Genomic DNA, 23,210 nt, shown 5'->3' with positions numbered 1-23,210 from the left:
GGCGGTCGGGGGAAGGCCCGCGCCGCGGCATCCACTCGGTGCGCTACTCGTCGAGCAGCGCCTGCGCCTCTTCGTCGGCCTGCTCGAGCAGGGCGTCGATGTCGGCGTTCTGGTCGGTGAGCACGGCCTGCACGACGGGGTCCAGCAGGGCGTAGATCTCCTGCGTCTTGCCCTTCGGCTCGCCCACCGGGGTCTGCTCCCAGATGCCCTCGATGAACGGGGTCATCTGGTCGCGCGGCACGTTGATGTACGGCTCGATCCAGACGAGCGACTGCTCGTAGGCCTCGCGGTTCAGCACCGGGAGGAGCGGCGTGCCCACGGCCTGGTCGCTCTCGGCGAGGGTCTTCGCGTCGAGCACCGCAGCGTCCTCGTTCAGGAGCTTCTGCATGTAGTACCAGTCGATCCAGGTGACCGCCGCGGCCTTCGTCGTCTCATCGACCGTGGGGCTGACGACGGCGATGTCGCCGCCGCCGAGGGTGCCGCCGTCGTTCTCGACGGGGATGACCGTGAGCCCGTAGTCGTCGGGGTTCAGCGAGAAGTCGCGCACGAGCGCCGTGTAGATGTCGGACCCGGTCGTGTACATGCCGATGTTGCCGGCTGCGAACTCCTGGTTGATGCTGCCCCAGTCGAGCAGGAAGTTCGACCCGAGCGAGTTGTCCTCCCAGCGCAGTTCCTTCAGGAACTCGAGCGACGCCTTGGTGCCGTCGTTCGCGATCGTCGAGGTGTAGGTGCCGTCGCCGTTGTCGGTCTGCGTGCTGCCGCCGCGCGCCACTGTGGCCGCGGTGAGCTGCCAGCCGCCCGTGTTGTTCTGCGTCATCTGCATGTAGCCGGCCTTGCCGGTCTTGTCGGCGATGACCTTCGCGTCCTCGCGCACCTCGTCCCACGTGGTGGGCGGGCTGTCGGGATCGAGCCCGGCCGCCTCGAACAGGGTGCGGTTGTAGTGCAGGCCCATGGCGTAGGCCTGGCGCGGGAACCCGAAGATGCGGCCGTCGGAGTCCGTGACGCCGTCGAGGATCACGGGGTTGAAGCTGTCGGTGTACCCGAGCTCCTCGATCTCGTCGGTCACGTCCATGAGCTGGCCGTTCTCGAGCAGGGTCTTCGAGTCGGTGAAGGGCACGGTGAAGACGTCGGGCAGGCTGCCGCCGGCGAGCTGCACGGCGAACGTCGGGCCCTCCCACTCGTACTCGACGCCGATGATGTCGATGTCGGGGTAGGCCTTTTCGAACTGCTTCTCCTGGGCTTCGAACGCCTCGTACGCCGCGGCGTCGGCGCCGGGCGGGAACGTCGCGACCCGCAGTTCGGTCTTGCCGCTGTCGCTGCCTCCCGAGCTGCAGGCGGCGAGCGCGCCGACCATCGCGAACGCGGCGATGCCGGCGATCACGACCTTGCGTGGTGACTTCATTGTCCAGTCCTTTCGGTGCTGTGTTCAGGTGTGATGCGGGATGCGTGCCGCGGCCGGTGTGCGCCGCGGCCTCGACGGTCAGGCGCTCCGGTGGAGCCAGGCCGTGGAGTCGGGTGGCAGCAGCCCGCCGACGAGCGGGGTGCTGGCGAGGAGGATGCTGTCGTGGTCGGGAAGCGCGACGGGGTCGGCACCGAGGTTCGTGACGCTGACGAAGGTCTCCCCGCGACGGAAGGCGAGCACCTGGGGGTCGCCGTCGAGCCACGTCATCGGCCCGTCGCCGAGGGCCGCCTCGCGGTGCCGCAGGCGGAGGGCCTGACGGTAGAGCCAGAGCATCGAGCCGGGGTCGGCCTCCTGCGCCTGCACGGTGAGGGTCGCCCAGTCGGCGGGCTGCGGCAGCCACGGGGCGACGACGGTGCCGTTCGGGCCGGGGCCGGCCGGACTGAACCCGAACGGCGCCTCGGTGCCGCGCCAGGGCAGGGGCACGCGGCAGCCGTCACGACCGGGGTCGACGCCGCCGGAGCGGAAGTGCATCGGGTCCTCGAGCACCTCGCGCGGCAGCTCGGCCTCGGGGAGGCCGAGCTCGTCGCCCTGGTAGAGGTAGAGCGAACCGGGCAGCGCCGCCGTGAGCAGCGCCGCCGCGCGTGCCCGCCGCACGCCGAGGTCGAGGTCGGAGGGGGTGTCGAAGCGCTTCCTCGCGAAGGCGAAGCCCGAGTCCTCGCGGCCGTACCGGGTGACCGGCCGGGTCACGTCGTGGTTCGAGAGCACCCACGTGCTCGGGGCGCCGACCGGAGCGTGGGCGGCGAGCATCAGGTCGATCGATCCGCGGAGCTCCGCGGCATCCCACGGGCGCGACATGAAGTCGAAGTTGAACGCAGTGTGCATCTCGTCGGGGCGGAGGTAGGCCGCGAAGCGGGAGGCATCCGGCACCCAGACCTCGCCGACGAGCACGCGAGTGCCCTCGTAGGAGTCGGCGATGCGCCGCCACGCGCGGTAGACCTCGTGCACCTCGTCGCGGTCCTCGGTGGGGTGGCCGCCGGGCGCGACCTCTGCGGGCACCTCGGGCAGCGCCGGGTCCTTGATGAGGAGGCCTGCCGAGTCGATGCGCACGCCGGCGACGCCGCGGTCGAACCAGAAGCGCAGGATCTCCTCGTGCTCGCGGCGCACGTCGGGGTGGTTCCAGTTCAGGTCGGGCTGCTCGGGGGTGAAGAGGTGCAGGTACCACTCCCCCGGCGTGCCGTCGGGATTCGTCGTGCGGGTCCACGTGTCGCCCTGGAAGTTCGAGACCCAGTTCGTCGGCATCTCATCGCCGTTCGGCCCCTTGCCTGGGTGGAACCAGAAGCGCTCGCGCTCGGGTGAGCCCGGTCCAGCGGCGAGGGCGGCCTGGAACCACGGGTGCTCGCTCGAGACGTGGTTCGGCACCACGTCGATGATCGTGCGGATGCCGAGGGCGAGCGCGTCGGCGATGAGCAGTTCCGCGTCCTCGAGCGTGCCGAAGGTCGGGTGGATGTCGCGGTAGTCGCTGACGTCGTAGCCGCCGTCGGCGAGCGGCGACGGGTACCACGGGTTGAACCAGAGGGCGTCGACGCCGAGTTCCTTCAGGTAGCCGAGACGGCTGCGCACTCCGCGGAGGTCACCCGTGCCGTCGCCGTCGGAGTCGACGAAGCTGCGCACGTAGACCTGGTAGATCACCGCGCTCCGCCACCAGAGCGGGTCGGGCTCGCCGGCCGTGAGGGCCGATGCGGCATCCGTGAGGTGCATGGTCACGCTGTGCGTCTCCTCGTGTCGACGGGTCGGGCGCGCCGCGTCGAGGGAGGACGACGGCGTCATTGACCGTCAACGTAATGAGAGCAACAGAATGATGCAACTATTCAACAAATCGACATCAGTTTGCGGTGATTTGCGTGGAATTGCGGCATCCGCTTGCCTGATCCGCGCAAGCGGACGGACTCGTCTCAGCGCTTGGCCGGTGCGGTCGAGCCGCGCACGACGAGCTCGGGCGCGAAGAAGACCTCGTCGCCGATCGCGCGCTCGCTCGACATCTGTCGCATGAGCAGCTCGATGATCATCTTGCCCATCGCCTCGATCGGCTGCCGCACCGTGGTCAGCGGCGGCTCGGTGCAGTTCATCAGGGCGGAGTCGTCGTAGCCGATCACCGAGACGTCGTCGGGCACGCGGAGGCCCGCTCGCCGCACGGCCCGCACCGCGCCCAGCGCCATCGGGTCGCTCGCGCAGACGATGCCCGTGACGCCCGCGGCGAGCAGCTTGGTCGCGGCGGTCTGGCCCGACTCGAGCGAGTAGAGCGAGTGCACGATGCGGTCGTCGCCGAGTTCGAGTCCGTGCCGCTCCGCCATGCGGAGCGCCGCAGCGTGCTTCCGCTGCGAGGGGATGTGATCGCTCGGGCCGAGCAGGATGCCGATGCGCTCGTGCCCGAGCTGCACGAGGTGCCCGAACGCCTGCTCCATCGAGGTCGCGTCGTCGCACGAGACCGTGGCGAAGTCGAGACCGTCGATCGGGGCGTTCACGAGCACGGTCGGCAGCTTCAGCTCGCGCAGTCGCTCGTAGTGGTCGTGGTTCACCTCGGCCTGGGCGTAGGCGCCGCCCGCGAAGATCACGCCCGACACCTGCTGGTGCAGGAGCAGCTCGACGTAATCGGACTCCGAGATGCCGCCCGCCGTCTGGATGCAGAGCACCGGGGTGTAGCCGTTCTGCGCGAGGCCGCCGCCGATCGCCTCGGCGAGCGCGGGGAAGATCGGGTTCTGCAGCTCGGGCATGACGAGGCCCACGAGGCGGGCGCGCTCGCCGCGGAGCTTCGTCGGCCGCTCGTAGCCCAGCACGTCGAGCGCCGTGAGCACGGCGTCGCGGGTCGACGCCGACACCCCCGGCTTGCCGTTCAGCACCCGGCTGACGGTGGCTTCGCTGACTCCGACCTTGCGCGCGACATCCGCGAGTCTCCTCGACATGCCGTCATGCTACGGGAGCCAGCGCAAGAACTCGACAATCGAGCGGATGCCTCGGCGCCCGTGTCAAGCACTTGTTCGCGGGCCGGGCGAACGCCAACATCGGATCATCGGGGATGGGAGGCGACGTGACCGAACGCTCCGCAGGGCGATGGGTGCACGAGCATGCGCTCCTCCTCGTGTGCCTCGCCATCTTCCTGCTCTGCCTCGTCGGCATGGCGGTCACTGGGTACCAGGTGGACAACGACGACCGACTCGAGCACGGCGCGGCCGCGATCGCCTTCGGGGACTACCTGCGGTCGGGGCACTTCATCGAGGCGACGTTCGAGAACTGGGAGTCCGAGTTCCTGCAGATGGGCGCCTACGTGGTGCTCACGATCTTCCTCTTCCAGAAGGGCTCGTCGGAGTCGAAGCCCATCGGCGAGCACACCGCCCAGGATGACGATCCGCGCCATGCCGAGGTCGGTCCCGGCACCCCGTGGCCGGTGCGCCGTGGCGGCGTCTGGCTCGTGCTCTACGAGAACTCGCTCGCGATCTTCTTCTTCGTGCTGTTCGGGCTCTCGTTCTGGTTCCACGCGGTCGGCGGCGCCGAGGTGTACTCGGAGGAGCAGGCACGGCACGGACTGCCGGGAGTCGGGGTCGTCGAGTACCTCGGCACCTCGCAGTTCTGGTTCGAGTCGATGCAGAACTGGCAGAGCGAGTTCCTCGCCGTCGCAGCGATCGTCGGGGCGTCCGTGTACCTCAGGCAGCGCGGGTCCCCCGAGTCGAAGCCGGTCGCGACGCCGCATCACGAGACGGGGTCGTGAGGGGCGGTGCCGGCACCGTCGCCGCGGTTTCCCACGTGCTCGACTCGGGCTAGAGTTCGGGCATGGGCAAGCTCATCTACAACTCGTCGTCACGCGAACTCGACATCGACGACCGCACGCTCGCCCACCTGCGCGTGGCGATCCTCAACAAGCTGCGGCGCTCGGAGAGCTTCGCGATGACGTGGGAGCACGGCGTCGAGAACGGCAGCGGCCGCACCACGATCTGGCTGCACGAGTCCATTCCGCTGCAGTTCGTCTTCAGCGGCAATCGGCAACCCACGCTCAACCGACTCTGGGTCGAACAGCTGCTGCTCTCCGCCAACAGCACGAACGGACTCCACTACGTACCGGAGCCCGAGCAGAACGACCCGATCGAGGGCGAGTAGCGCTCGCCCGACCGAGGCATCGCTCAGTCGACCGCCTCGATCTGCGTGATGATGAAGGCCCGCGCGGCCGCGTCGAGACGCTCGCCGGGCGGCATGCCGCAGAGCTCTTCGATCTCCGCGGCCGTCTCGGCATCGATGCGCGCATCGAGGTCGGCCAGCAGCCGGTGCTTCGCTCCGATCGACAACCTCGGCCACCAGCGCTCCGGATCGCTCTGCGATTCGTTCGCCATCGCGGCTCCTTCCTCGAGCGAGGCTCAGGCCGGCTGCGTCTCGCTGCCGGCCTCGACCTCCTGCACGTCGACGCCGACCTGCACGGGCTGGTCGGACTGCGTCGGGATCGGATCGGTGTCGAGCTGCTCCGGCACCAGCCGAATTCCGCCGGTGCTGTTCGCCGACCGCATCAGCTCCTCGATCCACTGCCGGCTGAGGTCGGGGGCCACCGGCTCGTCGAATACGAAGCGCAGCGGAATCGCGGGGTGCAACCACAGGGTGCTCCGGCCGCGGGGCTGGTCGTCTGCGTGCTGCCACGAGAGCGTGAACGACTCGCCGCGGCGGAGCTTCGTCGTGATGGCGACCTTCACGTGCGCGAGCGCTCGGTCTTCAATGCCGATCGGGGTGCCGGAGTCGCCGTAGTACAGAGTTCCCACGGCCTCAGCTTAGGCCTTCGCAACGCCGAACGGGCGGCCCGAAGGCCGCCCGTTCAGGTGAAGTGCTGCGCGGGGTCACACCGTCCGGTTCCCGCCGATGAAGCGAACGAGGAACACGATGAGCGCGATGACCGCCAGCACGACGCCGACCCAGATCAGGAAGTTGAGCGCGGGCACGACTCCGCCGGTGATGAGCAGCACGACGGCGGCGATGGCGATGATGGCGACGAGGATGTTCATGATCTCTCCTTCATGTGTTCCGCCCTCGTGATCGACGAGGGCGGCGAGTGGTTCGAACCCGTCGGGCAGAACCTCGAGACGGGGGTACGCCTCGTCCCTCGACGCTATGGGAACGTCGGGCGACGGCGCGAGGGGTTGACCCCCGTTCGCACCGCGTGCTAACCGCGGGTCTCCGCGCCACGGGTCGGTCGGTCTGGACACCGACTCCGTGTCTGTCAATCCCCTGCTGCGATCCGGAGCAGGCGCGTACCGTGGCGGATGATTCGAGGAGGTCCCATGACTCACGATCGACTGAACAACGATCTGCTCATCGACCCGACGACGAAGCACACCACCGAACCGTTCCCGAGACAGGAGCAGGAGCCACCCGGCCTGACCGAGCGGATGTCGCCGCTCCCCGACCACGGCGAGCAGAGCTATCACGGCAACCGACGTCTCGAAGGGCGGCGTGCCCTCATCACGGGTGGCGACTCCGGCATCGGCCGCGCGATCGCGATCGCCTTCGCCCGGGAGGGCGCGAGCGTCGCCATCGCGTTCCTGCCGAGCGAGCAGGAGGACGCGGACGAGACGGCGAGGTGGATCAGGGACGCCGGATCCGATCCGCTGCTGCTCCCCGGGGACCTTCGCAGCGAGGCGCATTGCCAGGAGCTCGTCGCGCGGACCCACGAGGCGTTCGAGGGCATCGACCTGCTCGTGTTGAACGCCGCGCACCAGCGCGAACGCGGCGGCATCGACACGATCCCGACCGACGACTTCGAGACCGTGATGCGCGTGAACCTGTTCGCACCGGTCTTCCTGGCGCGCGCAGCGGTACCGCTCATGGATGCGGGTTCGAGCATCATCACGACGACGTCCATCCAGGGCTTCGACCCGTCGTCGGCGCTCGTCGACTACGCGATGACGAAGGCGGCGCTGGTCGCCTTCACGAAGGCGCTCGCCGAGGAGCTCGGGCCACGGGGCATCCGGGTCAACGCCGTCGCCCCCGGGCCGATCTGGACGCCGCTCATCCCGGCGACGGGATGGCCGGACAAGCTGCCGGAGTTCGGCCACAACACCCCGCTCGGTCGGGCGGGGCAGCCGGCGGAACTCGCCGGCGCCTACGTGTACCTCGCGTCGGACGACGCGTCGTACGTCTCGGGGGCGATCGTGCCGGTCACCGGCGGCCGTGGGTTGTGAAGGAGGAGGAGACGCACATGCCAGGACGCAGGTACGCATCGCTGAAGGACCCCGAACTCTACGAGGAGCTCCGCGACGACGGCGCCTCGAAGGAGAAGGCGGCCCGCATCTCGAATGCGGCGGCCGCGCAGGGCCGCAGCGCGATCGGCCGGAAGGGCGGCGAGAGCGGCGACTACGAGGACTGGACCGTCGATGCGCTGCGGAAGCGCGCGAAGGAGCTCGGCCTCAGCGGCTACAGCGGCAAGCGCAAGGCCGCACTCATCTCGGCGCTCCGAACCCACTGAGCGCGCCTCGCCGTGCCACGCCTCAGACGCGTCGAGCCCTACGTCTCACCCGGGTACGCCCGGGTGAGACGCGGTCGCGGCTTCGGCTACGTGCACACCTCGGGTCAGGCGGCGGGGCGGGTCGAGCGCGCCCGCATCGCCGAGCTCGCCATTCCGCCCGCATGGCAGGAGGTGTGGATCTCGGATGCGCCGAACGCCCACCTCCTCGCCGTCGGGGTGGACGCCGCCGGACGACGCCAGTACCTCTACCATCCGGCATGGCGCGAGCGTCAGGACGCCGAGAAGTTCCAGCGCATGATCGCCCTCGCCGAGGCGCTCCCGGGCGCCCGCCGTTCCGCCGCCGAAGACCTCGCGCTCGAGGGCTGGCCGCGCGAGCGCGTGCTCGCTGCCGCCTTCCGCACGCTCGACCTCGGCGGCATCCGCATCGGTTCCGAGGAGTCCCTCGCCGGCTTCCGCAGCCGCGGCCTGACGACCCTGCTGGTGCGCAACGCGAGGCTCGAGGACGAGGACACCGTGCGATTCCGCTTCCGAGCCAAGGGCGGCGTCGCGCAGGACCTCCGAGTGGCGGATGCCCCGCTCGCCGGGTTCATTGCGAACGCCGGCGAGCGCTCGTCGGCGAGCCGTCTCTACGCGTGGTCGGCCGGCCGATCGATGCGGGCGGCAGCCCCCGTCGACGTGAACGACGACATCCGGGAGCGCACCGGCGGCGACTTCACCGCGAAGGACTTCCGCACGCTCCGCGGCACGATGACGGCCGCCGATCACCTCGCGGGGCTCGGGCCGGAGAGCACCGCACGCGCCCGGAAGGCGGCCGTTCGCGAGGCGATCGAGGAGGCCGCGAGTGCGCTCGGCAACACACCCGCGATCGCCCGCGGCAGTTACGTCGACCCCCGAGTGCTCGTCGCGTACGAGCACGGCATCGTTGTGGCATCCGGCGCCGATCGCGAGGCGCGACTGATCGAGTTGCTCGGCAGCGTGGACGGCACCTGACGGCGGGGGCGGCAGGGCGCCGGGATCGCTCACGCCTCGCGCACGACCTCGGCCGGCGACTTGTCGGGTCGAAGGCCTCGCCATCGCGGATGCCGCGCGACCCCGGTGCTCGTCCAGTCGCCGAGCTCGATCTCGCCGACGAGCTCGGGGCGCACCCAGACCGCGTCGCTCATGTCGGCCGCCGGCACCTGCACGAACGGGGACTCCGCCTGCTCGAGCGGCTGCAGCATGCTCATGAGGCGCTCGAGCTCCCGCTCTCCGAACCCCGAGCCGACGCGACCGGCGTACTCGAGGCCGCCGCCGACCTCGATGCCGCGGTCGCCCTGAACACCGACGAGCAGGGAGCGGATGCGACCGGTGCGCGTGCCGACGCCGCGTCGATAGCCGCCGATCACGACCTCCTGGGTGATCGTGAGCTTCAGCTTCAGCCAGTCGCCGCTCCGCGCACCGGGCCGATACCGGGAGTCGGGTCGCTTCGCGACGAGTCCTTCGAGCCCGAGCCTGCGGCTCTCCTCGAGCGCCTCGGCGGGGCTGCCGGTGGCGGGAGCCGGCACCTCGACCGGCACGCCGCGCTTCATCCGGACGAGTCCCGCCAGCCGCGCGCGGCGCTCGCGGTACGGCTCGTCGACGACCGGCACGCCGTCGACCTCGAGCACGTCGAAGAGCAGCAGCCGCACGGGCACGGATGCCGCGACCCGCTCGATCTCGCGCGGCTTCGTGAGGTTCATGCGATGCTGCAGTCGCCCGAAATCGGGTCGCCCGTCGGCGTCGAGTGCGACGATCTCGCCGTCGAGGAGGGCGTCGCCGCGCACGACCGCGGGCAGCTCGGCGAGTTCGGGGTAGCGCGCGGTGATGTCGACACCGTTGCGACTCAGCAGCCGCAGGCCTCCCCCGTCGGTGCGCGCGAGCACGCGGATGCCGTCCCACTTCCACTCGAGCGCCCAGTCCTCACCCGAGAGCATGCCGAGGGTCGCCGCCGTCGCGAGCATCGGGCGCTGCGTGATCGGGCCGACGCGGCCGTCGGCGCGTGGCACCGGCGCCGGCATCGTCGTCGGTGAGGTCGCCGACTCGACGGGTGGCACGGCCGCCGGTGCGGGCGTGTTCGCGGCGGCGCCGGGCTCTTCGCGGTGCACGGTCTGGTCCTTCATGCGATGCAGCAGCCACGAGCTCTTCTCGCCCTGCCCGTCGGTGCGGATGAGCGCGAGTCGCACCGGCCCGCCGAGCGGGCCGCCCGGCCGGCCGTCGACGTCGATGATGATCTCGTCATCGCGCCACTTCTCGGTCGCGTAGGTGCCCGCATCCCAGATCGTCATCGAACCGGCGCCGTACTCGCCCTTCGGGATGGTGCCCTCGAACGCGGCGTACTCCATCGGGTGGTCCTCGGTCTGCACGGCCAGGTGGTTCGTACCTGAAGTCTCGGGCACGCCCTTCGGCACCGCCCAGCTCTTCAGCACCCCGTCGCGCTCGAGACGCAGGTCGAAGTGCAGTCGCCTGGCGCGGTGCTCCTGGATCACGAAGCGCGGCTCCCCCGCGCTCGCCTCGCCCCATGCCGACGCCGGCATGGGCTCGGGCGTGGCCGTGGCGCTCCGCATCGACAGGTACTGGGTGAGCGGCCCGCCGTGCGAGCGCTCGGTGATCGCCCGCATCGGGTCGTCCGATGCCGCGACCCGTTCGAGCACCTCGGATGCCTCGAGCTGACGGAGCCCTGCGTCCTCGAGTTCCTCCCACGTGCGCGGCGCCGCGACGGTCGGTCGTGGTCGCCCCCGCAGCGAGTACGGCGCGATCGTCGTCTTCTTCGCGTTGTTCTGGCTCCAGTCGATGAGCACCCGGCCCGTGCGGAGCGTCTTGCGCATGCTCGAGACCACGAGGTCGGGGTGATCGGCCTCGAGCGCCCGGGCGAGTTCGTGCGCGACGGCCGAGACCTGATCCGAACTCTGCGAGCCGTCGAGGGCCGCGTACAGGTGGATGCCCTTGCTGCCGCTCGTCACAGGCACGGCCTCGAGGCCCATGCCCGCGATGAGGTCGCGCACGAGTCTGGCCACCTCTGCGCACTCGGCGAGTCCGGTGCCCTCGCCGGGGTCGAGGTCGAAGACCATGCGGTCGGGCCTCGCAGGCTCCCCGGCGGCGTCGAAGCGCCACTGCGGCACGTGCAGCTCGAGGGCGGCCTGCTGGGCGAGCCAGACGAGCGTCGCCCGGTCTCCAGCGATGGGATAGGCCTTGTCGCCGTCGGAGTGGTGCTGGATGCCGCGGCGCACCCAGTCGGGCGCGTGCTCGGCGAGGTTCTTCTCGAAGAACGGCTGCTCGGGGGCATCCGCCGTGCCGACGCCGTGCACCCAGCGCTTGCGCGTGACCGGGCGCCCGGCGACGAGCGGCACCATGACGGCGGCGATCTCCGCGTAGTAGGAGATCACCTCGCCCTTCGTCATGCCCGTCTCGGGATACATGACCTTGTCGAGGTTCGTCAGCCGCAGGCGGCGGCCATCGACCTCGACGAGTTGGCGCGCGCCGTCGGCCATGACCACCATCATGCCGGTGTCGCCGCCGGATCACGAGGACCGCGAGGGGTATCGCGCACGCATGCCCCTGGTGTGTACTGGAGGCATGCGAGCCGTCTGGAAGGGGGCGGTCACATTCGGCCTCGTCAATGTGCCCGTCAAGTTGTACAGCGCCACCGAAGACCACGACGTGTCACTGCACCAGGTGCACGACGAAGACGGTGGGCGCATCAGGTACCAACGCAAGTGCGAGGTCTGCGGCAAGGTCGTCGACTTCAAGAACATCGACAAGGCGTACGACGACGGCGAGCAGACCGTCGTCATCACCGACGACGACCTGAAGTCGCTGCCGGCCGAGCGCAGCCGCGAGATCGAGGTCGTCGAGTTCGTGCCGAGCGATCAGATCGACCCGATCATGTTCGACCGCAGCTACTACCTCGAGCCCGATTCGGCCTCGTCGAAGGCCTACGTGCTGCTGCGCGAGACCCTCGAATCCACCGACCGCACCGCGATCGTGCAGATGGCGCTGCGCCAGAAGACCCGACTCGCTGCCCTCCGCGTGCACGGCGACGTGCTCATGGTGCAGACCCTGCTCTGGAGCGACGAGGTGCGTGCCGCCGACTTCGCCTCGCTCTCCGAGCCCGTGAAGATCTCGGCGAAGGAGCTCGACCTGTCGAAACAGCTCGTCGAGAGCCTCGTCGCCGACTTCGACCCCGAGCAGTACGTCGACGAGTACCAGCAGGAGCTGCGCACCCTCATCGCGGCCAAGCTCGAGCAGGGCGAGGGCATCGACACCGCGGCGACGTTCGGCGAGGAGCCCGAGGAGGAGAAGGGCGGCGAGGTCATCGACCTCATGGAGGCCCTGCGCCAGTCGATCGCGGCGAAACGCGAAGGTTCCGGCGCGAAGCAGCAGGCCGACGAGAAGCCGAAGAAAGCTCCCAAGAAGGCTGCGGGCACGCGAAAGCGCGCGGCCTCCGAGTGAACGGATGCCGCGCGCTCATCACGTGCGTTCGGGTGGATGCTCCTCGGCGTGACGCCGGGGAGCCGCCCGTCTGGTGACCGCTATTCGGCGGTGCACACCTCGGTGACCTTGACCGCTGCAGCCTGGATGTCCGCGGTCTGCGCGGCCTGGGCATCTGCGTCGATCTCGGCCCCGGCCTCGATCTCGGCGGCGGTGGGCAGCGTCTCGGCCCAGTCGCTCGCAGCGTCGAGCTTCTCGTCGAACGCGTCGAGCGCGTCGGCGAGAGCCGAGTCGTCGGCCGCCTGCTCGTCGAGTGCGTCGACCCGCTCGGAGAGCTGCTCGAGGTAGGCCTGGAGTTCGGCCGGGTCGGACGCGGTCAGGATCGCGTTCTGCGCGCCGTTCGAGACGTCGCGCACCTCGACGCGAACGACCTCGCACGAGTCGGCGGATGCGCTCGCCTCGGTGCCGCCGCTTGTGGCGCAGCCCGAGAGAAGCAGGGCGCCCGCGAAGACGAGCGCAGTGGAAGTGATGATTCGTTGCATGTGCAATGCCCCCAGATCGTGTGAACCACACGAGTCTACCGGGGGGCGTGGATCCGCGCGCTGGCGCGGATTCTTCAGTGCGATCGGATCACTCCGCAGTGCGGAGACGAGGGGATTTGAACCCCTGGTCCCCTTACGGGGACTCCACCTTAGCAGGGTGGTGCACTCGGCCGGACTATGCGACGTCTCCTCGCGAATGCTGTGCGCAGACGCGACTGTCATCATAACCCGGCAACCGCCGGTATGACGATTCCGGCAGCGCGCTGGCTTTCGGAGCCCTCACCGACCAGCGATTCCGGGGTCGCCACGCCCTGGTTCGCGATTGCACCGTTCCGTTCGAAACGGGGGACACTCGAGTACCCCCGTACCCTCCGAACTGGGGGTAGTCCAGAAGGCGCTCGCCCTCTCGCGGTCTCACTCCCATCGTCTTATAGTGACGCTGTTCACACCAAGTCGGGGATGTGGTTCGCGAAGATGGGGGACATCTCGTACGCTCTCGCGGTCGACATCGGCACCAGTCGCGTCGCAGCGGCGACAGCCGAATTCGAGCGAGACGGAAGTATCAGCGCCTCGCCCTTCGCGCTGGGGCGCAAGGGCGACTCGGTCGCGACCGTCGTCTTCGTCGCCGATGGCGGCGACCTGCTGTTCGGCGATGCCGCGGAGCGGAGAGGCGTCGCGCAGCCCGAGCGCCTCGTGCGCGAGTTCAAGCGCAGTGTCGGCGATGGCGTGCCGCTCATCGTCGGCGGACGCGCCCTCTCCCCCGAGACGCTGTACGCGGCGACCTTCGCGTCGGTCGTCGACACCGTCACGGAGCGCATGGGCTCGCGCCCCGACGCGATCTCGCTCACGTATCCGACGGCATGGGGGGCGCACCGCCTGGGCCTGATCAGGACGGCACTCGTTCGTCTCGGCATCGACGAGGTGTCCCTGATCACGGAGCCCGAAGCCGCTGCCCGCCAGTACGAGGCGATCCGGCCGCTCGAACCCGGACAGTCGATCGCCGTCTACGACCTGGGCGGCGGCACCTTCGACGCCGTGGTGCTGCGCAAGGGCCAGGACTCGGACTTCGCGTTGGCCGGTGAACCAGTGGGCATGGACGACCTGGGCGGGGCGAACTTCGACGACGACGTGATGCGGCATGTGATCGCGGCATCCGGCCTGGACGTCTCCACCCTGTCGGTCGACGACCCCGATGTCCGTCTGGCGCTCTCCCAACTCCGTCGGGAGTCCATCGATGCGAAGGAGGCGCTCTCGTTCGATTCCGAGGCCACGATCCCGGTGCTGGTCCCCCCGAGCCGTTCGAGCGTGCGCCTGACGCGCTCCGAGTTCGAGCAGATGATCGAGGGAGCGCTCGACCAGACGCTCGACGTGCTGGAACGGGCCATCGACTCCGCCGATCTCACTCCCGATCAGCTCGAGGCGATCCTGCTCATCGGAGGATCGTCGCGGATCCCGCTCGTCGCACAGCGCCTCTCGGAGCGGTTCGACCGTCCGCTGGCGGTCGACGCGGACCCCAAGGCATCCATCGCCCTCGGCGCGGCGCGGACCGTACTCGGCCGATCGAACGAGAGCCCCGTCGCCGTCGCCGCCCCCGTCGCCGTCGCCGCCCCGGTCGCCCTGGCCGTATCGGCACCGGCGGCATCGGGAGCGCTGGCGCCCCTCGACGGTGCTGCCGGCGACGTCGACACCGGCGACGACACCGGCATCGAGGCGGAGGCGGGCACCGGCCGCGGATTCCAACTCGCGCGCATCGCCGGCGCCCTGGGCCTGCGTCGCGAGTCCGCCCCTGCTTCGAGGCGGTTGTCGCCGTGGCTGATGGCGGGCGCCGTGGCGCTCATCTCGGGTGCCATCGTCTTCGGCGGCACGATGGCCGCCGGCTGGCGGGTGACCGATTACGACAACACCGCTTCCGCCGGCGGCGACGGCACGTCGGACACCTCCGGAGTGCTGCCGTGGCCGATGACCGACCCGGCCACGCGGGCGTTCGCGCCGTTCGCGAAGATCCTGCCGCCGGGCGCCCCGATCGGCGAACCCGGGCTGTTCGAACGCGCGGAGGATCCCGTCGACGCGCAGCGACCGAACTCGAACCCGCCCGGGAAGGATCTCCCGCAAGCCCGCCCAGGGGTGCCGGGCACGATGTCGCCGACATCGCCGCCGGCTCCGGTCCGTGCGGCCGACCAACCCGTCGGCACGACCCCGCCCGCCGACGACCCCACCACCCCGCCGGCGACCGAGCCGCCCGCCCCGGACCCGACGCCGGATCCGCCTGCACCCGACCCCACACCCGAGCCCACGCCCGACCCGCCCGCGCCGGACCCCACGCCGGACCCGCCCGCGCCGGACCCCACGCCCGACCCGCCCACGACCGACCCCACGCCGGATCCCACCACCCCCGACCCGACCCCCGACCCCACCTGACCCGGGCACCCACGAGCGGCGAACACGATGAGCATTCTCCCTGTGCAGCGTCCCGTCCTTCCGGAGACCGCACCGCCGTTCGCCTGGGAACGCCAGCTGCGACCCGCGGTTGACGCGATCGCCGCACCGTGGGCCGGATCCGCTCGGGTGATGGTCGTGGGCAACGCCGGTTCCGGCAAGTCCACCGCGTTGCGTCACCTGCATCGGATGCTCGCCGACGACGACCGCGGCGCGAGCCTGATCACCGGCGGCGACCTGGATGTCGCGCGCGTGCCGCGTTCGCACGTGCTACTCGTCGATGACCTGCACCTGATGGACGACGCGCAGTTGGAACGGGTTCGAATCCGCTCCGACGATCCCGATGCGGCTCTCGTGGTGGCCAGCCGTCCGTGGCCGGCATCGGAGGCGCTGACCACGATCGCGCGTCGGCTCGAGCAGACCCGGCCCGCGATCGTGCTCGGCCATGTCTCGCGGTCGGACGTGCTCACCCACCTGGAGAGCCGCGGCCAGTCGATGCGGAGCCGCTGCATCGACCACATCCTCCTGGCGACCGGCGGCGTGTCCTGGCTCGTGTCCGAGGCGCTGGCCGCACACGACGAGCGCGACTGCGTCGACGACGCGACCCACGGCGAGCTCGCTCGAGTGCTCGAGGAGCGGATCGCGCATCGGCTCGACACCCTCGACCCCGACCTCCGCCGGACCGTCGAGATGCTCGCCATCGTGGGCGGGCGCACCCGGTCGCCGCTCGAGACCCCCGAGCACAGCGACGAGAGCATCATGAAGGGGTACGCCGAGGGCCTGTTGATGCGCAACGGCCAGCCGGTACCGCTCGTGCGCGCCACGGTCAGGGCGACGATCCCCGCGCGTCGCCTCATCGACGCGAGCCGCGGCCTGGCCGACGTCATCGCGCGATCCGCCGGATCGGGAGATCCGGGCGACGACGAATGGGCGGGCCTCGTCGGCGACCCGCGGATCGGCGAGGCGCTCGTGGAGCACGGCGACGGGATGCTGGAGGATCACCCCCGCCGCGCGAGCGAGCTGTACCACGCCGCACTCAGATCCGGAGTCGACCCTGCGACCATCGCCGCGCGCCGGGCGCAGGCGGCATGGGCCGCGAACGACCTCGATACCGCCGGTGCGCTGATCGACGGGGCGCCGGCCGCCGCGCGCGACATCGACGGCGAGCGATTGGCCGATGTCGCGGCCGCGACATGGGCGGGCCGCGGGATGATGGAGCAGAGTTCGGCCGTGTACCGGGTGGCGCTCCCCGGCAGCCCCGATTCGGCGGTGCGGGCGATGATCGCCGAGTACGGCGTCGGCGCGCTCGACGATGCACGCGAGGTCGCCGACGGGATCCCCACCGAGGGCACCGGTGCGCCGACCGCGCTCGGCGTCTCGATGCAGCTGCTCCGTCGCGGACTCGCCGCCTCGGTGGCCGCCGAGAGCGACCCGACCATGCTCGTCGACCTGGTGCGCGCCGCCGAGATGTACACGGCGTCACGCACGTCGGCGGCGATCCCGGAGCTGCCGGCGGTCATCGCCGCAACGGTCGCGATCAACCTCGGCGACCTGGCCACCGCGCACACCGTGATCGAGGACGCGATCGCCGGCCGGCACGGTGGCGTGTGGGCGCAGCCGCGCCTGCTGCTGTGGCGGGCATGGGTCGCGGTGCAGCGCGCCTGGCCCGCCGAGGCGCGCGAGGCGCTCGCGCGCGCGGTGGAGAGCACTCCGACCCTCGCGCCGCGCGACGCGCTGCTCGCCCATGCGGTTCAGGTTGCGATCGCGCGCCGGTACGAGGATGCCGCGGGCCTGGCGGCTGCGTGGCGCCAGGCCCGGCCGGGGATCCTGCGCGCCGAGACGGACCTGTACCTGCTGCTCCCGCTCGCCGAACTCATCTGCTCAGCGGCGAAGGTGGGCGACTCCGAGCACGTCGAACCGCATCTCGCCCGTGGCCTTCGGATCGTGGATGGGCTCGGCGACCCCGCACTCTGGTCTGCGCATCTGCACTGGGCGGGCATCCAACAGGGCATCCTCCTGAACCGGCCGGAGGATCTCGCCCCGCACGCGCACGCGCTGGTGGCCGCCGCCCCGACCAGCCGAACCGCCGCGGTCATGGCGAAGGCCGGCAGGGTGTGGACGTCGGTGCTCGCCGGCACGGTGAACGCCGATGCCGTCGAGAACGCCGCACGCGGCCTCGCCGCGGTGGGGCTCGCCTGGGACGCGGCCCGCCTGGCCGGGCACGGCGCCGGACGCACCTCCGACCGCCGGGTCGCCGCCCGCCTGCTGTCGTGCGCTCGCGACCTGCACCCCAACGACGCGGCACGCCGCCCCGCGGCATCCGGAACCGAAGCCCCTTCGACGCCCCTGTCGTCCGCCCCGGCGACCGAGCTGCTGAGCGATCGCGAGCTCGAGGTGGCCAGGCTCGTGCTGCAGGGCAAGACGTATGCCGAGATCGGCGAATCCATCTTCATCTCGCCCCGCACCGCGGAGCACCATATCGCCCACATCCGGCGCCGGCTGGGTGCGTCGTCGCGTTCCGAGGTGATCGCCAGACTGCGCGTGCTGATCGAGGAGTCGGATGCCACGGAGGAGGCCGACGCACCCCCCTAATGCCCCCGAACGGTTTCGGGGAATGCCCCGATGCCGGGTCGGCACGACCGGCATACCGTGAGTAGACCAGCTTCGTCCATGCATGTTGCCCGTTCGACCGCTGAGGAGTCGGTACATGAGCACACCCGTCACGACCATCGCAGATGCGCTGATCGCCTTCATCCTGAGCCTGCTCCGCGACCCCGATGCGGTCGCCGAGTTCAACTCGTCTCCGCAGCAGGCCCTGGCCAACCACGGCCTCCAAGGCGCATGCGGGGCGGACGTGAAGGCGGTCGCACCCGTGATCATCGACGACCCGTCGGTGACCACGAGGGCGATGGCATCACCCCAGTCCCGCTCGACGAACACCGATCACGGGTCGCCGCAGCCGTTCAGCAACACGAACGACACGAACGACGCGATCACCGAGATCAGCCGCATCATCAACCAGTTCACGACGATCGACAACCGCTCGACGATCATCGACCAGTCGACGAACCAGAACATCTGGGCCAACGGCGACGTAACGCAGATCTTCGATCAGGATGCCGTCGTGGCCTCGGGCGACGATTCCGTCGCCGCCGGCGGAAACGCCGCGATCGACGAATCCGATTCGACGATCACGACGGGCGACATCACCGTCGGCAACACCACCGGTTCGAACAATACGACGACGACCGACACCTCCGACGAGACGCCGGAGGATGCGACCGACGCGGCGGCAGAGACCCCCACGACGGATGCCGCTGCGGCGACGCCGGAGCCATCCACTCCGGTCGACGTGGAAGCGCAACCCGAAGCGCTCATGTCGGACCTCACGGCAACGGATGCCTTCGCCCCCGACGAGCCCATCTCCGCGCCCGAACCCGAACCGTATCCCGAGGAACCGGCCGAGGAGCAGTGACCCTGGCCGAGTGACCGAGCAGACGAATCCGAAAGCCGGCGTCCCGGCGATCAACACGGCCGCGGTCGACGCCGGCCGGAAGCACGAGGCGCCGGAACGACCTCCCGTCACGAACCCGAACGCCGCCCCGGTGCTGGTGAAGCTGACCCCGCCGTTCTCGGTGCGAGCGAGCCAGTTCCTCTGGATCCTGAGCTTCGCGGCCGGCGGCTCCGCGGTGGTGTACTTCTTCGTCATCCGCCAGACCCAGCTCCCGCTGATCGCCGACGTCGTTCGCGGAGTCAGCGGCGGGAGGGCCGAGCAGACGTACGAAACCGCGGCCGACGTCGTGTTCTGGATCGTGTTCGGCGTGATGGTGGCCGCACTCCTCGCGCAGATCACGCTGCTGGTGTCGTTCATGAGTCGGCGCCCGAAGGTGCGCTGGTGGCAGCTCGCGACGTTCGTCGTGCAGGTGATCCTCCTGCTGCTGTCGACGGAACTCGTGGCGATCGGCGAACGCGGCGAACCGTTGCAGCTCCTATTCGCCGCCCAATGCGGGCTCGTGCTGCTCGCGCTGCTCGCCAGCGTGCTCCCGGGCGCCATCGCGTGGTCCGCCCGCCAGCATGACATCCGGCGCGGGCCCCAGGTCTGACGCGATCTCCTCGAGGCTGCGGATCACGACCCGGCACACCCCCACGGCCGCCCGGTCGGTCAGCGGCGACTCGGCGAGCCGGCGCCAGTGGGTGAGCAGGGCGCCCACTCGTTCACGGAGTGCTTCGTCATCGGTGCCCTCCGCCGCACCCAGCCGCACATGGGCCGGAGTGCCGTCGGCGCCGATGATCGTCTGGGCGTCCGCGGCATCCTGCGCGGCCAATGGCAGTCCCTCCGACCTCGCGACGGCCAACAACGAGAGTTCGCGCAACGCGTGCGCGCCGACGGTGATGCGCTCGATGCCGCCGCGGATCTCGTCGACCCGCTCGCGCGGACGCTCGCGGATGAGCCGGTCGAGACCGAGCAGCACGCCGCGCACCTTGAGCGTCGACGCGCGCGTGCGGAACTGATCGCGCACGAACTGCCGGAGCTCGATCAGTCCGCTCTGCGCCACGAGCTGCTCGGACAGGTCGGACGAGCTCTCGACTCCGCCGCGGATGAGCGCGGTGGCCAGCCGCACCCCGAACAGCCCGAACCGGCCGAGCAGGTGCCGTCGCTCGGACGTGCTGAGTCCGGTGACGTCGGACTCCCGCGTGAAGCGGTCCGCCGACACGAGGAGCCGCTCACGGTCGGTGCGTTCGAGCCCCGCGAGTTCGCGGAAGGCCGTGTACTCGCTCTCGCGGAGCGTGCGGGCCCCCTCGGCCACGAGGCCTGCGACCGGGATGACGCCCAGCACCAGCGAGGCCAGCTCGCCGTCGAGCTCGTAGCGCCGCGCGACCTTGCCCGCCGACAGCAGGGAGTCGATCCGGCCGGAACCGATCTCGTCGGAGCGGGAGAGCACTCCCACGGCGCAGATGGTCTGCGCGGCACCGGCGGCGGTGTCGCGGAAGGCCTCGAGGAACTTGATGTCCGAGGCGTGCAGGTGCCGCATGAGGTAGACCACGGCATCCGCCGACGACGGTGCGTCCTCGGGCGTGAGGAACGACCTCGCCCGCGCCGACGTGTCCACCGACAGGGAGGCGATGCCCGGCGTGTCGATGAGGATCATGGACTTCAGTCCGATCAGCGGCCAGCCGACGTCGATCCAACCGACCTGTTCGGCGGGGATGCCGCCGAGGTCGAGCATCAGGCGGCCCTGGTCTCGCCGCACCGGGAGCCGCCGGGGCTCGCCCTCCTTCGGATGGAGCGTGACGGTCGGCGTCGCCGAGTACCGGTACCAGGTGACGACCCGGGTGCACTCGCCGGCATCCGTCGGTGCGATCTGCTCGCCGAGCAGCGCGTTCAGCAACGTCGACTTGCCCGCCTTCACCATGCCGGCGACCGCCAACCGCAGGGGCTCGTGCAGGCGCCGTTCGAGTTCGTCGATCACGGTGCGAGCCGCGGGGTCGTCGTCGTACACGGCGGCGGCGGTGCGCAGCAGGTCCTCCGCGTCCCTCACCGGAGTCGTCACCGTTGTGCAGCCTCGGTGCGCATCGGCGGCAGCGCGGGGATCTCAGCGCGAAGCGCCTCAAGCTGATGGATCTGCGCCTGCAGCTGCGCCACCCGCTGGTCGCGCTGGGACGTGTACGTGGTCGCCGTCTGCTTCGCCGTGACCAGCGCGTCCGACAGCGATCGATGCAGCTCTTCCGCCATCGCTCCGAAGTGGTCGCGACCGGCGCGCTGCACGAGCCGCAACCGGTCCTTCAACTGCTTGCCGACCTGGAAGGTGACTTCGTCGATGTAGCGGCGCACGAGTCCCTTGGCCTCGTGCTTCCTGCGGGTGAGGCGGGAGCTCATGTCCTCGCGGTAGGCGCGCCGGCCGACCAGCACGCCGGCGAGCAGCGACAGCGGGTTGATCAGCGAGAGGCCGATCAACCCCGTGGCGAGGCCGACCATGAGGACGCCGCCGTACGATCCGCGCACGCCGATGTAGATCCGCTCCCCTGCGCCGAGGCGACCGGAGTCGAGTTCGGAGATGCCCTCGACCGGGTCGAGCACCCCCTGGGTGTCGCCGACGTCGATCGCGGGGAGCGCGGCCTCGCCGGCACTGAACAGCTCGGCGACCTCCTCGGACAACCAGCGCGAGCGCTCGTCGGTCCACACGAACGTCTCGGACACCGCGCTCGCCACGCGTTGGTCGAGCCACTCGGTGATCTGGTCCCAGATGGGCCCGGGGTCGCCCTCCTCGATCGCGTCCTCGGCCTCGCGCTGCACCTTGCGCAGTCGATCGCGGAGGTCGTGCTCCATGTCGGCGATGAGGTCGGCGATGCCGTCGGTGAGCGTCACCTGCCAGCGCGACGACCGCCCGCGGAACTCGTCGGCACGCGCCTTCGCGACCTCCAGCTGGGCGATCATGCGCGGGGTGTCCTCGGGGTGCAGGATCGCGGTCAGCTCGGAACGGAGCGACATCGTGAGCTGCTCGACCACCGAGACCAGGTCGTGCACGGCACTGCGTTCGTGGATCACCTCGGCGCGGCCGAGCACCTCGCGGCGCAGGTGCGCGACGAGCGCCGGAAACCCGGACTCGTCGTTCAGGACCCGGTCCTGCATCTCGGCCGCCAGCAGGCGCAGGTCGCTCGAGACGGAGAAGATCGGCACGTCGCCGGCGTCGCTGAGGTGACCGCGGTCGATCTGCTCGATCTCGCGCCACGAGGGGTAGAGGTCGGTCTTGGCGAGCACGGCGGCGACGTTCGGCGAGATGCGCATCGCGTGCTTGAGGAACTGCACCTCCGGCTCGGTGTACTCCTGCGAGGCATCCGACACCAGCAGCACGGCGTGCGCCGTCGACAGGGCCGACAGCGTCGCCAGCGCGTTGGACGACTCCAGTCCTCCGACGCCGGGAGAGTCGACGAGCTTCAGGCCGCCCTTGAGGATCTCGCGCGGCAGCAGCACCTCGGCCGACACGATGCGTCGCTCGTTGCGCGGATTGCCTCGCTCCGACACGAACTCGGAGATGCTCTCGAGCGGCACCCGCCGGCGTTCGACGGCGGTCGCACCGGTGACGGGATCGTCGCGCTGCTCGAGCACCCATGCCGACGGTTCGTCGGCGTACCCGACCGAGGTCGGCACGCTCGTCGCGACGTCGTCGTCGACGGGGCAGGCCGGCGCGTTCACGAGTGCGTTGATGAGCTTGCTCTTGCCCTGCTTGAACTCGCCCACCACAATGACCCGGATGTCGGGGTCGACGAGCCGCGCCTGCGTCTGCTCGATTCGCCTGGCCAGGTCGGCACGACCGGAAGCGGCGGCGAGCTGCCCGACGTTGCGGACGACCTCCAGCATCGCCGATTCCTCAGATCCGGGCTCCGGCAGGCGTTCCGCCCGCTGCAGGTCGTCGGGTACCGCCGTGTGCTCGCCTTCAACCACTGCCGACTCCTCGGGTCCGACTGCCTTCGGCACGATCCCCTGACCTCTCGATCATGACGAAAGCTCGACTCCATCGTGACAGAACACGGGGCGGAGTGCACCCCGCCCCGTGTTCAGCACGACGTCAGAGCGGGAAGTCGAGTCCCAGGTCGCCGCCGTCGTCGACGACCTGGTCGTCGACCTCGTCGCCCCAGATGAGGGCGGTGTCGACATCCCAGTCGGATGCATCGACGTGCTCGATCTCATCGGTGAAGAGGTTCGCTGCGATCGGGTCCGAGAGGGCTTCCGCGACATCGGCCCCCCAGTCCCCCGCATCGAACCCGTCGTGCTCGGCCTCCGGGTCGGCCGCCGGCTCGGGCACCGGCTCCGACGAATCGCTGTACGGCAGGGGACCCTGTCCGCTCGCGACCTCGTCATTCGACATCTCTGACACCTTCAGATCTG

21 protein-coding genes and 1 tRNA gene are annotated in these 23,210 nt (G+C 70.3%); 10 read left to right on the top strand and 12 right to left on the bottom strand.

The genetic code is table 11. From position 1 onward, the window contains the following. Nucleotides 1-43 precede the first annotated feature (43 nt). The 3 genes from ACFTQE_RS09285 to ACFTQE_RS09275 all read right to left on the bottom strand — a co-directional run bounded on the left by ACFTQE_RS09285 (nt 44) and on the right by ACFTQE_RS09275 (nt 4,362). A complete protein-coding gene (locus ACFTQE_RS09285; RefSeq protein ID WP_376924782.1) occupies nt 44-1,402 on the bottom strand; it encodes an ABC transporter substrate-binding protein in 1,359 nt (452 codons plus the stop codon). A 78-nt stretch (nt 1,403-1,480) separates the two neighbouring features. Beyond that, on the bottom strand, nt 1,481-3,160 hold the full coding sequence (locus ACFTQE_RS09280) for a glycoside hydrolase family 13 protein (RefSeq protein WP_376924783.1): 1,680 nt from the start codon (nt 3,158-3,160) through the stop codon (nt 1,481-1,483). Nucleotides 3,161-3,354: 194 nt separating this feature from the next. Further along, complete coding sequence (locus tag ACFTQE_RS09275; protein WP_376924781.1) at nt 3,355-4,362, bottom strand: LacI family DNA-binding transcriptional regulator; 1,008 nt, start codon at nt 4,360-4,362, stop codon at nt 3,355-3,357. A 125-nt stretch (nt 4,363-4,487) separates the two neighbouring features. Between ACFTQE_RS09275 and ACFTQE_RS09270 the strand changes: the two genes are divergently transcribed. Both ACFTQE_RS09270 and ACFTQE_RS09265 read left to right on the top strand, forming a co-directional pair. Beyond that, nucleotides 4,488-5,165, top strand: a complete 678-nt coding sequence (locus ACFTQE_RS09270) for a DUF6766 family protein (RefSeq protein ID WP_376924780.1) — start codon at nt 4,488-4,490, stop codon at nt 5,163-5,165. Between the two features lie 62 nt (nt 5,166-5,227). Next, nucleotides 5,228-5,551, top strand: coding sequence for an ATP-dependent DNA ligase (locus tag ACFTQE_RS09265; protein WP_376924779.1), 324 nt, complete (start codon nt 5,228-5,230; stop codon nt 5,549-5,551). Nucleotides 5,552-5,574: 23 nt separating this feature from the next. Here ACFTQE_RS09265 and ACFTQE_RS09260 read toward each other — a convergent pair whose 3' ends face one another. The 3 genes from ACFTQE_RS09260 to ACFTQE_RS09250 form a co-directional block, all read right to left on the bottom strand. Then, nucleotides 5,575-5,781 carry a hypothetical protein gene (locus tag ACFTQE_RS09260; protein WP_376924778.1) on the bottom strand — a complete coding sequence of 69 codons (207 nt, stop codon included), beginning with the start codon at nt 5,779-5,781 and terminating at the stop codon, nt 5,575-5,577. 24 nt (nt 5,782-5,805) lie between these two features. Continuing rightward, nucleotides 5,806-6,198, bottom strand: coding sequence for a hypothetical protein (locus ACFTQE_RS09255; RefSeq protein ID WP_376924777.1), 393 nt, complete (start codon nt 6,196-6,198; stop codon nt 5,806-5,808). A gap of 75 nt (nt 6,199-6,273) precedes the next feature. Next, nucleotides 6,274-6,438 (bottom strand): hypothetical protein, encoded by a 165-nt coding sequence (locus ACFTQE_RS09250; protein ID WP_165877426.1) that lies wholly within the window; start codon nt 6,436-6,438, stop codon nt 6,274-6,276. 276 nt (nt 6,439-6,714) lie between these two features. On the opposite strand from ACFTQE_RS09250, the gene ACFTQE_RS09245 reads away from it, so the two are divergent. From ACFTQE_RS09245 to ACFTQE_RS09235, 3 genes are read left to right on the top strand one after another with little or no spacing between them, the layout of a single operon-like run. Then, complete coding sequence (locus ACFTQE_RS09245; protein WP_376924776.1) at nt 6,715-7,614, top strand: SDR family oxidoreductase; 900 nt, start codon at nt 6,715-6,717, stop codon at nt 7,612-7,614. A 17-nt stretch (nt 7,615-7,631) separates the two neighbouring features. Further along, nucleotides 7,632-7,898 carry a Rho termination factor N-terminal domain-containing protein gene (locus tag ACFTQE_RS09240; protein WP_376924775.1) on the top strand — a complete coding sequence of 89 codons (267 nt, stop codon included), beginning with the start codon at nt 7,632-7,634 and terminating at the stop codon, nt 7,896-7,898. A gap of 12 nt (nt 7,899-7,910) precedes the next feature. Continuing rightward, nucleotides 7,911-8,888: a DNA topoisomerase IB gene (locus ACFTQE_RS09235; protein WP_376924774.1), complete on the top strand. Its 978-nt coding sequence runs from the start codon at nt 7,911-7,913 to the stop codon at nt 8,886-8,888. A 29-nt stretch (nt 8,889-8,917) separates the two neighbouring features. Here ACFTQE_RS09235 and ACFTQE_RS09230 read toward each other — a convergent pair whose 3' ends face one another. Beyond that, on the bottom strand, nt 8,918-11,404 hold the full coding sequence (locus ACFTQE_RS09230) for an ATP-dependent DNA ligase (RefSeq protein ID WP_376924773.1): 2,487 nt from the start codon (nt 11,402-11,404) through the stop codon (nt 8,918-8,920). An 85-nt stretch (nt 11,405-11,489) separates the two neighbouring features. Between ACFTQE_RS09230 and ACFTQE_RS09225 the strand changes: the two genes are divergently transcribed. Then, nucleotides 11,490-12,365 (top strand): Ku protein, encoded by an 876-nt coding sequence (locus ACFTQE_RS09225; protein WP_376924772.1) that lies wholly within the window; start codon nt 11,490-11,492, stop codon nt 12,363-12,365. 80 nt (nt 12,366-12,445) lie between these two features. Here the strand turns inward: ACFTQE_RS09225 and ACFTQE_RS09220 are convergent, their stop codons facing one another. Beyond that, a complete protein-coding gene (locus ACFTQE_RS09220; RefSeq protein WP_376924771.1) occupies nt 12,446-12,886 on the bottom strand; it encodes a hypothetical protein in 441 nt (146 codons plus the stop codon). 101 nt (nt 12,887-12,987) lie between these two features. Beyond that, nucleotides 12,988-13,076 (bottom strand) — tRNA-Ser (locus tag ACFTQE_RS09215). 269 nt (nt 13,077-13,345) lie between these two features. Here ACFTQE_RS09215 and ACFTQE_RS09210 point away from each other — a divergent pair. The 4 genes from ACFTQE_RS09210 (at nt 13,346) to ACFTQE_RS09195 (ending at nt 19,425) form a co-directional block, all read left to right on the top strand. Continuing rightward, a complete protein-coding gene (locus ACFTQE_RS09210) occupies nt 13,346-15,304 on the top strand; it encodes an Hsp70 family protein (protein ID WP_376924770.1) in 1,959 nt (652 codons plus the stop codon). Between the two features lie 42 nt (nt 15,305-15,346). Continuing rightward, nucleotides 15,347-17,914, top strand: a complete 2,568-nt coding sequence (locus tag ACFTQE_RS09205) for a LuxR C-terminal-related transcriptional regulator (RefSeq protein ID WP_376924769.1) — start codon at nt 15,347-15,349, stop codon at nt 17,912-17,914. Nucleotides 17,915-18,029: 115 nt separating this feature from the next. Beyond that, entirely contained in the window at nt 18,030-18,797 is a 768-nt protein-coding gene (locus tag ACFTQE_RS09200; protein WP_376924768.1) for an IniB N-terminal domain-containing protein, read from the top strand. A gap of 10 nt (nt 18,798-18,807) precedes the next feature. After that, nucleotides 18,808-19,425 carry a hypothetical protein gene (locus ACFTQE_RS09195; RefSeq protein ID WP_376924767.1) on the top strand — a complete coding sequence of 206 codons (618 nt, stop codon included), beginning with the start codon at nt 18,808-18,810 and terminating at the stop codon, nt 19,423-19,425. On the opposite strand, the gene ACFTQE_RS09190 is transcribed toward ACFTQE_RS09195, so the two are convergent. From ACFTQE_RS09190 to ACFTQE_RS09180, 3 genes are all read right to left on the bottom strand, one after another. Next, nucleotides 19,312-20,874: a dynamin family protein gene (locus ACFTQE_RS09190; protein WP_376924766.1), complete on the bottom strand. Its 1,563-nt coding sequence runs from the start codon at nt 20,872-20,874 to the stop codon at nt 19,312-19,314. The two genes, ACFTQE_RS09195 and ACFTQE_RS09190, sit on opposite strands and share 114 nt — an antisense overlap. After that, nucleotides 20,871-22,766 (bottom strand): dynamin family protein, encoded by a 1,896-nt coding sequence (locus ACFTQE_RS09185; protein WP_376924765.1) that lies wholly within the window; start codon nt 22,764-22,766, stop codon nt 20,871-20,873. Before ACFTQE_RS09185 ends, ACFTQE_RS09190 begins: the two co-directional genes overlap by 4 nt. A gap of 124 nt (nt 22,767-22,890) precedes the next feature. Continuing rightward, nucleotides 22,891-23,190 carry a hypothetical protein gene (locus tag ACFTQE_RS09180; protein ID WP_376924764.1) on the bottom strand — a complete coding sequence of 100 codons (300 nt, stop codon included), beginning with the start codon at nt 23,188-23,190 and terminating at the stop codon, nt 22,891-22,893. Nucleotides 23,191-23,210: the final 20 nt, after the last annotated feature.

It is taken from the genome of Agromyces sp. NPDC056965 (assembly GCF_042673425.1).
Classification (GTDB): domain Bacteria; phylum Actinomycetota; class Actinomycetes; order Actinomycetales; family Microbacteriaceae; genus Agromyces.
Note: the sequence above shows the minus strand (reverse complement) of the source record. Positions and strands in the feature narration are given on the sequence as shown.